Origin of the sequence: Glutamicibacter sp. HZAU, assembly GCF_004100365.1 — a bacterium.
Taxonomy (GTDB): domain Bacteria; phylum Actinomycetota; class Actinomycetes; order Actinomycetales; family Micrococcaceae; genus Glutamicibacter; species Glutamicibacter nicotianae.
In genome coordinates this window covers 341,050-352,814 of record NZ_SCKZ01000003.1, presented here as the reverse complement: position 1 = coordinate 352,814, position 11,765 = coordinate 341,050, and the positions used below count along the sequence as shown (strand labels likewise).

Sequence of the window (11,765 nt, the reverse complement as noted above, 5' to 3'; positions counted from 1 at the left end):
TGCCCTGCACTCAAAGTGCAGGGCAACCCCCGAATCGCTTTAACTATCTTCTTGTTGTTCCGGAGTCTACGACCCCATCAATCCATTGAGTCCTATAGGTAGGCAGCTCCGCTCAGCAAACGACCCGCACCCAAGATCTCCGCCATCGAAAGCAAGCTGGTGCCCCTGGCAATTCGAATCAGCTTGCAACTGCATTCTCGCTTCATCAAACCGGCAACGGCACGCCATCCTCGACTTGCCGCTCCCGTCCTTCTTTTTCACAGCGCTCTGCTGCCAAAGCCTCGCCGTCTTCGATAACCTATACCGCTACCATGTCGTTGCCACATTTCTCGCCTGATAGCTTGATGGACTTCAGAGAAATCTCGTGCCTCTGGCGGTGAGTTCATCGAGCGACGGGTATCCAGCAATCCGCTGTTGATCATCGCTGCAAACAGAGAATACGAGCTCCCGCAACGGATTTACCCTCCAGGAGATCAAAGGTTGCAGCAAGTTCCGTGCCGCATTCATCACTGTCCGTTTTGGAACCGAGCGCGTAGAGGTCGGCAGCCCGCCAGTGAATGGCAGGTTATGACTTCTTTGGTGCTGGACAGGCACAACCGGGAGTTGCGTCGCCTAAGCCATAATTATCAAAGGACCCAGTTTCTGCTCCGGTTGAATGAATGGCCCAGATGCATCCAATACTCTAGAGACCGGCGTGCATAAGCTAAAGAAAAGCGCCTTGCTCGGAATCCAAACGAATTTGGGTTCCAAGCAAGGCGCTTGTGAAGCTTCGTTGCGGAGTTGAACTCAGCCGAACAGCGGGCTGCCCACGAACGGATCAATGGCCAAAGCCAAGAACACGATCGACAAGTAGGTGATGGAGATGTGGAAGACCTTCATGGCCTTGCGGTTGATCTCAGCCGGCTTGTGGTCGTTCTGCGCCTCGCGGTAAAGCACGTGAGACTCGTAGACGAACCACAAACCTGCGCCGCCCGCGATTGCGGTATACACGATGCCGGCGCCACCCAGTGGAACCAACAGCATCGAGCAAACGACGGTGGCCCAGGCATAAAGCACGACCTGCACCGAGACGCGGCGGGCGTTGGCGATCGCGCCAAGCATTGGCACCGAAGCCGCGTTGTAGTCATCCGCGTACTTCATGGACAGCGGCCAGTAATGCGGCGGTGTCCAGAGGAAGATCACCAGGAACAGGATGATCGCTGGCCACTCAATTGTGTTGGTCACTGCAGCCCAAGCAATCAGTACAGGCATGCAGCCGGCGATGCCACCCCACACAATATTCTGAGCCGTCCGGCGCTTGAGGATCAAAGTGTAGAACACCACGTAGAGCAGAATGGCCGCCAGGCCCAACGCGGTCGTCAGCGGATTCGTGCCAACCCAGAGAATCACCAAGGATGCGATTGCCAGGGCCCAAGAGAAGACCAAGGCTTCCTTCGGGGTCAGGTCACCAGTCACCAAAGGGCGCCCCTTGGTACGCTTCATCAACTTGTCCATATCGCGATCGATATAGCAGTTGAATGCTCCGGATGCGCCTGCGGCCATAGCTCCACCAACGAGGGTGGAAATCATCAGCCAGACGGAAGGAAAGCCCCGCTCGGCAAAGATCATGGTCGGAAGGGTGCTCACTAGCAGCAACTCGATAACGCGAGGCTTCGTCAACGCCACATACGCATTGGCCTTGCGCTTCAGAAAGTCGCCGGCAGTTTCATCAGGCTGACGCGATGCGCGTGGCACTGATGCTGCGGCGACACTTTGAGTCTTCAATTAAACGCACTCAGTTCTTCACGGGTACAAGACAGACACATTCATTCTACGCTGGATAGAAATTGATTGAAACTCCCCACGGAGAGGATCACATTCAAAAAGGGTGATTTGGCTCAATTTAAATAGTTGCAATGCCCAAACCGGCTACGTACCAAGCGCCGCACCCGATGGGTGCTCAGATCGATCTCCGGCGTTCGAATCGGCTATCCGGGCCGGTCCTTCACTCAAAACTGCGATTACCTCCAGTTCAGCAGGCGGTGGCCAAGAGCCCCGCCCGTTCACGCACCGGCCACTTGCACAGGCGGCAGCCTCCAGGCAGCGGCCACAGGACCTCGGCATTTAATAGACGTCAGATATTCTTGGCACCCGCAGCGCCAGGACAAATTCCACAAGCGGTAAGCAACCTGGAAACAAGATTTATTTTTTGTACACCTCCCCAGGGCAACGCGTCAGCAACTCCGGGTACACAGCCATCCGGGACACACCTGCAACGACCTGTGCACCATTGCGCAGAATGACTGAGCGCTTGGCTCAGGCCAAGGCATGAAAGGTCACATCGGGTCGCACCCCTGCGCAAACCGAATAATTATGTGTCATCTTGCTAAATCCAGCGCCCGAAGGCGCCGTTTCGCGATAGAGTTGACTCAGATTGCGCCGTCGCGACCTGCATTCCTCTAACTTAAGCAATATCGGAGGCATGGGGAGGCGACGGCGTATTGCGTGTCAGCGGGAGGCATCTCCCGTCCAAGCCTGAATGGAAGGAACGCCGCTGTGGCGACTGAATCCTTAGTTGAAGAATTCTCACTGACCGAGTTGGACCGTAAGGCCATCGACACCACCCGTGTCTTGGCAGCCGACGCCGTCGAAAAGGTTGGCAATGGCCACCCCGGTACCGCAATGAGCTTGGCTCCTGCCGCCTACTTGATTTTCCAGAAGCACCTGCGCCACGACCCGAAGGATCCGAACTGGATCGGCCGCGACCGTTTCGTGCTTTCCCCAGGCCATACCTCGCTGACCTTGTACCTGCAGCTGTTCCTCTCCGGCTACGGCTTGGAAATGGAAGACATCGAAGCGCTGCGCACCTGGGGCGCGAAGACCCCTGGCCACCCTGAGTACGGCCACACCGCCGGCGTAGAGATCACCACCGGCCCCCTGGGCCAAGGCCTGGCTTCCGCCGTTGGCTTCGCCTACGCCCAGCGCCGCATGCGCGGCCTGCTGGATCCAGCCGCCGAAGCCGGAACCAGCCCCTTCGACCACACTGTCTACGTCATCGCCTCCGATGGCGACCTGCAGGAAGGCGTCACCTCCGAAGCTTCCTCGCTGGCCGGCCACCAGGAACTGGGCAATCTCGTGGTGATCTACGACGACAACAAGATCTCCATCGAAAACGACACCGACATCGCCTTCACCGAGGACGTGCTGGGCCGCTACGAGTCCTACGGCTGGCACACCCAGCGCGTTGACTGGACCGCCACCGGTGAATACGTCGAGGACATGGCCGCACTGGACGCCGCCATCCGCGCCGCCAAGGCCGAGACCTCGCGCCCGTCGATCATCTCGCTGCGCACCATCATCGGCTGGCCATCGCCAACCAAGCAGAACACCGGCGGCATCCACGGCTCGAAGCTGGGTGCCGAGGAAGTTGCCGGCCTGAAGAAGGTGCTGGGCTTCGACCCGGAGAAGAACTTCCAGATCGAGGATGACGTGCTGGCCCACGCCCGCGAAGTCGCAACCCGCGGAGCGCAGCTGCACGCCTCGTGGAACGAGACCTTCAACGCCTGGAAATCTGCAAACCCGGAAGAGGCCGCCCTGCTGGAACGCCTGCAGGCTGGCGAGCTGCCAGAAGGCTGGACCGAGAAGCTTCCTGTCTTCGAACCTGGTTCCACCATGGCCACCCGCGCCGCGTCGGGCAAGGTCATCAACGCGATCGCCGATGAGCTGCCAGAACTCTGGGGCGGCTCCGCCGACCTGGCCGGTTCGAACAACACCACCATCGAGACCGCGAAGTCCTTCGCTCCCGAGCGCCGCTCCACCGATTCCTGGTCGGCCAGCCCGTACGGCCGTGTGCTGCACTTCGGCATCCGCGAGCACGCCGCCGCGTCGATCGTCAACGGCATCGTGCTCTCCAGCCCGACCCGCGCATTCTCCGGCACCTTCCTGATCTTCTCCGACTACCAGCGTCCGGCCATCCGCCTGGCCGCGCTGATGGGCGTCCCGTCAATCTTCGTCTGGACCCACGACTCCATCGGCCTGGGCGAGGACGGCCCGACCCACCAGCCGGTGGAGCAGCTCGCCTCGCTGCGCATCATCCCGAACTTCGACGTTGTCCGCCCGGCGGATGCCAACGAGGTCGCCTACGCCTGGCGCGGAATGCTGGAACTGTCCAGCACCCCATCGGGCATCGTGCTCTCGCGCCAGAACCTGCCGATCTACGACCGTTCGGCCACCGGCTTCCGCGGCGCCGAAGGCACGCTGAAGGGCGGCTACATCCTGGCCGAGGCCGTGCGCGATGGCGCCGAAACCACCCCGGACGTCATCCTGCTGGCTACCGGCTCCGAGGTCGAGCTGGCCGTCGAGGCCCGCGAAGCGCTGGCGGCCAAGGACATCGCAGCCCGCGTCGTCTCGCTGCCGTCGCTGGAATGGTTCGCCAAGCAGGATGCCGCCTACCGCGAAGAGGTCCTGCCCGCAGCCATCACCGCCCGCGTTTCGGTGGAGGCCGGCGTGGCCCAGGGCTGGCGCGAACTGGTTGGCGCCCACGGCGAAATCATCTCGCTGGACCACTTCGGCGCGTCCGCCGACTACAAGAAGCTGTACTCGGAATTCGGCATCACCACCGAGGCCGTCATCGCTGCCGCCGAAACCTCCATCAACAACGCTGCCAAGTAAGGAACTGAAGTACATATCATGAGCAACCCGAATACTCAGGCCCTGTCCGACGCCGGCGTCTCCATCTGGCTGGACGACCTTTCGCGCGAGCGGTTGACCAGCGGCTCGCTGGCCAAGCTGATCGAGGAGAAGAACGTCGTCGGCGTCACCACCAACCCTGCGATCTTCGCCGCGTCGCTGTCCAAGGCAGAGGTGTACGGCGAGGCGATCGCCGAGCAGAAGCACCGCTCCGTCGAAGACGCGATCACGGAAATCACCAGCGACGACGTGGCAGCGGCCTGCGACCTGTTCAAGGGCATCTACGAGTCCTCCAACGGCTTCGACGGCCGCGTGTCCATCGAGGTGGACCCCCGCCTGGCGCACGAGACCGCACCGACCATCGCCCAGGCGAAGGCGCTGTACGAGCGCGTGAACCGCGAAAACGTGCTGATCAAGATCCCTGCCACCATCGAGGGCCTGCAAGCCATCACCGAAACCATTGCCGCCGGCATTTCGGTGAACGTGACCCTGATCTTCTCGCTGGAACGCTACCGCGAGGTCATCAACGCCTACATGCTGGGCCTGGAGAAGGCCCACGCCGCCGGCCTGGACCTGTCCAAGATCCACTCGGTCGCGTCCTTCTTCGTCTCCCGCGTGGACACCGAGATCGACAAGCGCCTGGATGCCATCGGCACCGACGCGGCAGCGGCCGTGCGCGGGCAGGCCGGCGTGGCCAACGCCCGCCTGGCCTACCAGGTCTTCGAGGAGTCCTTCGCTTCGGCCCGCTACGAGGTGCTTAGCGCCGCCGGCGCCAACGTCCAGCGTCCGCTGTGGGCTTCGACCGGCGTGAAGGACCCCGCCTACCCGTCGACCCTGTACGTGACCGAACTGGTCGCGCCGCAGACGGTGAACACCATGCCGGAGAAGACCCTGGACGCCACCGCGGCCGAAGCCGAGATCCGCGGCAACGCGATCGCCGGCGGCTACGATGCCGCCAACCGCGTGCTGGACAAGCTCGCCGCCCTGGGCATCGACTACAACGAGGTCGTGAACCTGCTTGAGGTCGAGGGCGTGCAGAAGTTCGACGTCGCTTGGAACGAGCTGCTCGAAGACATGGCTGTGGCCCTGAAGGGAGCGAAATAGATGGAACTTGGCCTGGTAACTTCTGGACAGGCTCTGGCCTCCGTCGATGCGCTGCTGCCGCAGCTGATCGACGCGAAAATCGGCAGCCGCATTGCCGCGCAGGATCCCACCATCTGGGGTCCGGCGGCCGAGGCCGAATCCTCCATCCGCCTGGGCTGGGTCAACCCCTTCGAGGCGGCAGGCAAGCTGATCCCGCAGATCCTGGATCTGCGCGACGAGCTGCAGGAGGAGGGACTGACCCGAATCGTGCTGTGCGGCATGGGCGGATCCTCGCTGGCCCCTGAGGTCATCACCGCGCACGACGAGGTGGACCTGGTCATCTGCGACACCACCGATCCGTCGATGGTCAAGGGCATCGTGGAAACCGATCTGGAGCACACCGTCGTGGTGGTCGCCTCCAAGTCCGGCTCCACGGTGGAGACCGATTCGCAGCGCCGTGCGTTTACCGCAGCCTTCGAAGCCGCCGGCATCGACCCGGCCACCCGCCTGGTGCTGGTGACCGACCCGGGTTCGCCGATGGACAACCCGGAAGGGGTGCGCGCGGTCTTCAACGCCGACCCGAATGTGGGCGGCCGCTACTCGGCGCTGACCGCCTTCGGCCTGGTGCCCTCGGGCCTGGCCGGCGCCGACATCGAAGCGCTGATGGAAGAATCCGGACTGATCAACGACGTGCTGGCGATGGACGACGAGGACAACCTCGCGCTGCATCTGGGGGCGGCCATGGCCACCGCCGGCCGCGACAAGCTGCTCATCGCCTGCGTGGGCGATGCCCTGCCGGGCTTCGGCGACTGGGCCGAGCAGCTGATCGCAGAATCCACCGGCAAGGACGGCAAGGGCGTGCTGCCGGTTGCCGCGCATGTGGATGCGCCCGAACTGCAGCGTCCTGCGCAGGATGTGCTGCCGCTGTTCATCTATGAGCAGCTGCCGGAGGAAATCGACGAGGACTCCACCGCCGTGCATTTCAGCGCGCCGCTGGGCACCGCGTTCATGATCTTCGAGTATGCCACCGCCGTGGCCGGCTACCTGCTGGGCATCAGCCCGTTCGACCAGCCGGATGTCGAGGCCGCGAAGGTGGCCGCGCGTTCCATGCTCGAAGCGCCGGCGCAGAGCGCACCGGATGCCGTGGACGGCCCGGTCGAGCTCTACGGCACAGAGGCCGCGAACCTGGAAGCGGCCCTGGATGCGCTCACCGCGCAGCTGCCGGAAGATGGCTACCTCGCCATCCAGGCCTACCTGGATCGCACCGCCGACCAGCAGCTCGAAGCGCTGCGTGATGCGCTGGCTGAGAAGACCGGCCGTCCGGTCACTTTCGGCTGGGGCCCGCGCTTCTTGCACTCCACCGGCCAGTACCACAAGGGCGGCCCGGCACAGGGTGTGTTCCTGCAGGTCACCGCGGATCACCAGGAAGACCTTGAGATCCCTGGCCGTCCGTACACCTTCGGCGGCCTGATCACCGCCCAGGCGATCGGCGACGGGGCGGTGCTGGCCGACGCCGAGCACAACCGTCCGGTGCTGCGCGTGAACCTCACGGACCGCGCGGCGGGAATCGCCGCCCTGCTAGAGGCAGCGAAGTAAGGCACGAATGAGCAATCCACTACGCGACGCCCGCGACCGGCGGCTTAACCGCATTGCCGGTCCGGGCGCGCTGGTGTTCTTCGGAATCACCGGCGACCTTGCCCGCAAAAAACTCATGCCAGCGGTCTACGACCTGGCTAACCGCGGACTGCTTCCCCCGAACTTCGCGATCGTCGGCTTCGGCCGCCGCGACTGGACGGCGCAGGACTTCGCCGCCCAGGCCCGCGAATGGATCCTGGCCAGCGCCCGCACCCCCTTCAACGAAACAGTCTTCGCCCAGCTGGCGTCCGGCATGCGATTCATCTCCGGCGCCTTCGACGATGACGGCGCGTACGAGCAGCTTGCCGCCACCCTGGACGAGCTGGCCGAATCGCGCTCCACCGGCCGCAACCACGCCTTCTACCTCTCGATCCCGCCAAGCTGGTTCGAGGTCGTCTGCCAGAAGCTCTCCGAGCACAAGCTGGCCCAGGACAAGAACCCCGGCTGGGAACGCGTGGTCATCGAGAAGCCCTTCGGCCACGACCTGGCCAGCGCGCGCGAGCTGAACTCCATCGTCGAGTCGGTGTTCCCGCCCGACGCGGTGTTCCGCATCGACCACTACCTGGGCAAGGAAACGGTGCAGAACCTGCTGGCGCTGCGCTTCGGCAACCAGATGTTCGAGCCGCTGTGGAACAACAAGTACGTGGACCACGTGCAGATCACCATGGCCGAGGACATCGGCATCGGCGGCCGCGCCAGCTACTACGACGGTGTGGGCGCCGCCCGCGACGTCATCCAGAACCACCTGCTCCAGCTGCTGGCGCTGACCGCCATGGAGGAGCCCATCTCCTTCGACGCCGACCACCTGCGCAGCGAGAAGGAAAAGGTGCTCACCGCGGTGAAGCTGCCCGAGGACCTGGGGGCGGCCAGCGCCCGCGGCCAGTACACCTCCGGCTGGCAGGGCGCCGAAGAAGTCGTCGGCTTCCTCGACGAGGAGGGCTTCAACCCGAAGTCCAAGACCGAGACCTATGCCGCGGTCAAGCTGGAGATCAACACCCGCCGCTGGTCCGGCGTACCGTTCTACCTGCGTGCCGGCAAGCGCCTGGGCCGGCGCGTCACCGAGATCGCGGTGGTGTTCAAGAAGGCCCCGAACCTGCTGTTCACCGACCATGAGGACGACGAGTTCGGCCAGAACGCCTTCGTGATCCGCGTGCAGCCCGATGAGGGCGCGACCATCCGCTTCTCCTCCAAGGTGCCCGGCACCCAGATGGAGATCCGCGACGTGACCATGGACTTCGGCTACGGCAACGCCTTCACCGAGTCCTCCCCCGAAGCCTATGAACGGCTGATCCTCGACGTGCTGCTCGGCGAACCGCCGTTGTTCCCGCGTCATGAGGAAGTCGAGCAGTCCTGGCGCATCCTGGATCCTTTCGAGGAGTACTGGGCCTCGCTACCCACCCAGCCGGATCCCTACGCTCCGGGCTCCTGGGGACCTGAAAGCAGCGACGAGCTGATGGCCAAGGATGGAAGGACGTGGCGACGACCATGATGATCGATCTTCCGAACACCACCACCTCCAAGGTGGCCAAGAAGCTGATCTCCTCGCGCCGCACCCACGGCGTGGTGGCGCTGTCCCGCGTGCTCACCCTGGTGGTCATCACCCGCGAGGGCTTCGCCGAGAACGCGATCGAGGCGGCCAACCTGGCCAGCCGCGAGCATCCCTGCCGAATCATCGTGGTGGTGCGCGGCAACAAGTCCGAGGCCAACCGCCTGGACGTGCAGATCCGCGTGGGCGGGGACGCCGGCGCCTCCGAAGTGATCGTGATGCGCACCTACGGCCCGGATGTCGTGGCCGACGAGGCGCTGATCTCCGCGCTGATGCTGCCCGATGCGCCGATCGTGGCCTGGTGGCCGCATGGGGTGCCGCAGGATCCGGCCGGCACCGCGCTGGGCAGGCTGGCGCACCGCCGCATCACGGATTCGGCGGAGACCGAGGACCCGACCGCCGCGCTGTTCAGCCGCATTGCCACCTACCGGGCCGGAGACACCGACCTGGCTTGGACCCGGCTGACCCTGTGGCGTGCCCAGCTGGCGAGCATCATCGACTTGATCGGCACCGACGGGCTGACCGCCATCACCGTGAAGGGCTCGGACAATTCGCCGTCCACCACCCTGCTGGCGGCCTGGCTGACCCTGTGCCTGGACGTCCCGGTGACCATCGCCGCGGACAAGTCCAACGGCGGGCTCTCCAGCGTCCGGCTCGCCCGCGAAGCCGGCGACGTGGAGCTCTCGCGCCCCTCCGGCGCGGTTGCCCACCTGTACCTGCCCGGCAGCGCGCCGCAGCGCATCTCGCTGCCGCGGCGTTCGGTGGCAGAATGCCTGGCCGAGGAGATGCGCCGCCTGGACGCCGACGACGTCTTCGGCGAGGTCATCACGAAGGGCCTGGCCCTGACCAACCTGAGGAGCATCAGATCCAGTGATCGCTAGGCAAATTCTCATCCACGAGGATGCACAGGCTACCGCCCACGCCATCGCCGCCCGGCTGATCACCACGATCGCCGATGCGCTGGCTGCCCGCGGTGTCGCCCACGTGGTGGTCACCGGCGGATCGCTGGGCATCGCCGCTTTGGAAGCCGTCGCGGCCAACCCGGCACGGACCTCGGTCAATTGGTCGCAGGTGCACTTCTGGTGGGGCGACGAGCGGTTCGTCGCCTCCGATTCGGCTGACCGCAATGTGCGCCAAGCTGCCGCCCTGTTCGACGCGCTCGACGACCTGGGGCTGGACCGCGCCACCGTGCACGCGATGGGCGCCAGCGACCAGTACGAGACAGCAGAGCAGGCCGCCGCAGCCTACGCACGGGAGCTGGCCGAGGAAGCCGAAGAAGGCGCGCTGAATCCGGCCTTCGATGTGCTGATGCTCGGCATGGGCCCGGACTCGCATGTCGCCTCGCTCTTCCCCAACCACACCCGGTCGGATGAGCCAGGAGTCATCGCAGTCCACGACTCCCCCAAACCGCCGGCGGACCGCGTTACGCTCACCATGGGCACGATCAACACCGCCAAAGAGGTGTGGCTGCTCGTGGCCGGCGCCGAGAAGGCCCCGGCACTGGCCGCCGCGCAGCACGAGGTAAACGAGGTTGCCGTCCCGGCTTCGGCCGTGCACGGCACCGAAGCTACCCGCTGGATCATCGACCGCGCCGCGGCCACCTTGCTCTAGCCAGCACCTCATCGCCGGTGCCGTGATCCTGAACTTTTCGGGATCGCGGCACCGGCCTTCGCTTTTCCAGCACCGCCTGCCCGAGAGGATTCCATGCTTTCCGTTCTGCCACCCGACGCCGCGCAGCCCCGCAAGGTCACCGTGATCGGTGCCGGGGTCATCGGCCTGTCCACCGCCCATGAGCTGGCCGCCGCCGGCCACCAGGTCACCGTGATCGCCGACCAGCAGCCGCAGCAGACGGTCTCCGCGGTGGCCGCCGCCATCTGGTTCCCCTACCACTCGGAGAACTCCGAAGCCGCCGACCTGCTGCTCGCCCGTTCCCTGGCACGCTTCGAGCAGCTGTCCGGCATCGCGGAAACCGGCATCGACCTGCGCTACGGGCTGAACCTGGAGGGCTCGGCGGACGAGGACCGCTCCTGGGCGAAGATCGTCACCAACGCCACCGAGGCACCGGCAGAAGCGATCCCGCCGATTGCGGCCGCCGGAATGCACGCCACGGTCCCGGTGATCACCATGCCCACCTATCTGTCCTGGCTGCAGGACCAGGCCGCGGCCTTGGGCGTGCAGTTCATCTGGCGCACGGTCGATTCCTTCGACGAGCTGCAGGACGATGCCGACGTCGTCGTGCTGGCAGCCGGCCTGCGAGGCGGCGAGCTCACCGGGGACGACCAGAGCGTCTACCCCATCCGCGGCCAGGTGATCCGCCTGGCCAACACCGCAGGACTGTCCGACTGGCTCTGCTATGACGAGCATCCGCAAGGCGTCAGCTACATCATTCCGCGCCGCGATGACATCATCGTTGGCGGTACCGACGTGGACCACGATTTCAACCTCGAAGCCGACCCGCAGACCGCCACCGAGATGCTCAGCCGTGCGATCGGCCTCGTCCCGGAACTGGAAGGCTGCGAGATCCTGGAGCACAAGGTGGGGCTGCGCCCGGCACGCGAGACGATCCGCCTGGAGCGCATCGAGGGGCATGCGGTGCCCGTCATTGCCGCCTACGGCCATGGAGGCGCCGGCGTAACCCTGTCCTGGGGCACCGCTCAGCGCGTCGTGGAACTGCTCGACAGCTAGCGATGCCCTCGGCTTGCCGGCAGCCGCGCAGATACTGCGCGGCTGCCGGTTCAAGCTCTCCCGCGGCGGCCTGGCCGGCACCGCCATCGGTGACGGGAATCACCATTGACACCCGTTTTTCCGGGCGTAATATTTCCTTCGTACTCCT

Annotated in this window: 8 protein-coding genes; 7 read left to right on the top strand and 1 reads right to left on the bottom strand. The window is 64.8% G+C overall.

Features of this window, described 5'->3' with window-relative positions:
- Positions 1 to 786 precede the first annotated feature (786 nt).
- A complete protein-coding gene (locus EKH49_RS06330) occupies positions 787 to 1,734 on the bottom strand; it encodes a heme o synthase (protein ID WP_052253674.1) in 948 nt (315 codons plus the stop codon).
- An 801-nt stretch (positions 1,735 to 2,535) separates the two neighbouring features.
- Here EKH49_RS06330 and tkt point away from each other — a divergent pair.
- The 7 genes from tkt to EKH49_RS06295 all read left to right on the top strand — a co-directional run bounded on the left by tkt (position 2,536) and on the right by EKH49_RS06295 (position 11,617).
- Entirely contained in the window at positions 2,536 to 4,650 is a 2,115-nt protein-coding gene (gene tkt, locus EKH49_RS06325) for a transketolase (RefSeq protein WP_128470154.1), read from the top strand.
- 18 nt (positions 4,651 to 4,668) lie between these two features.
- Positions 4,669 to 5,772, top strand: coding sequence for a transaldolase (gene tal, locus EKH49_RS06320; protein ID WP_128470153.1), 1,104 nt, complete (start codon positions 4,669 to 4,671; stop codon positions 5,770 to 5,772).
- A complete protein-coding gene (locus EKH49_RS06315) occupies positions 5,773 to 7,347 on the top strand; it encodes a glucose-6-phosphate isomerase (RefSeq protein WP_128470152.1) in 1,575 nt (524 codons plus the stop codon).
- A 7-nt stretch (positions 7,348 to 7,354) separates the two neighbouring features.
- The gene (gene zwf / locus EKH49_RS06310; protein ID WP_128470151.1) at positions 7,355 to 8,875 is read left to right on the top strand and encodes a glucose-6-phosphate dehydrogenase; all 1,521 of its coding nucleotides are present in this window, start codon (positions 7,355 to 7,357) and stop codon (positions 8,873 to 8,875) included.
- Positions 8,872 to 9,813 carry a glucose-6-phosphate dehydrogenase assembly protein OpcA gene (locus tag EKH49_RS06305; RefSeq protein WP_128470221.1) on the top strand — a complete coding sequence of 314 codons (942 nt, stop codon included), beginning with the start codon at positions 8,872 to 8,874 and terminating at the stop codon, positions 9,811 to 9,813. The genes zwf and EKH49_RS06305 overlap by 4 nt, the downstream gene beginning before the upstream one ends.
- Positions 9,803 to 10,543, top strand: coding sequence for a 6-phosphogluconolactonase (gene pgl / locus EKH49_RS06300; RefSeq protein WP_128470150.1), 741 nt, complete (start codon positions 9,803 to 9,805; stop codon positions 10,541 to 10,543). The genes EKH49_RS06305 and pgl overlap by 11 nt, the downstream gene beginning before the upstream one ends.
- A 93-nt stretch (positions 10,544 to 10,636) precedes the next feature.
- The gene (locus EKH49_RS06295) at positions 10,637 to 11,617 is read left to right on the top strand and encodes an NAD(P)/FAD-dependent oxidoreductase (RefSeq protein WP_128470149.1); all 981 of its coding nucleotides are present in this window, start codon (positions 10,637 to 10,639) and stop codon (positions 11,615 to 11,617) included.
- Positions 11,618 to 11,765 lie beyond the last annotated feature (148 nt).

Excerpts from the sequence above, each read along its gene's own strand:
- EKH49_RS06295 (WP_128470149.1), top strand. The coding sequence starts at position 10,637 with ATGCTTTCCGTTCTGCCACCCGACGCCGCGCAGCCCCGCAAGGTCACC.
- tal (WP_128470153.1), top strand. The coding sequence starts at position 4,669 with ATGAGCAACCCGAATACTCAGGCCCTGTCCGACGCCGGCGTCTCCATC.
- EKH49_RS06305 (WP_128470221.1), top strand. The coding sequence starts at position 8,872 with ATGATGATCGATCTTCCGAACACCACCACCTCCAAGGTGGCCAAGAAG.
- zwf (WP_128470151.1), top strand. The coding sequence starts at position 7,355 with ATGAGCAATCCACTACGCGACGCCCGCGACCGGCGGCTTAACCGCATT.
- EKH49_RS06315 (WP_128470152.1), top strand. The coding sequence starts at position 5,773 with ATGGAACTTGGCCTGGTAACTTCTGGACAGGCTCTGGCCTCCGTCGAT.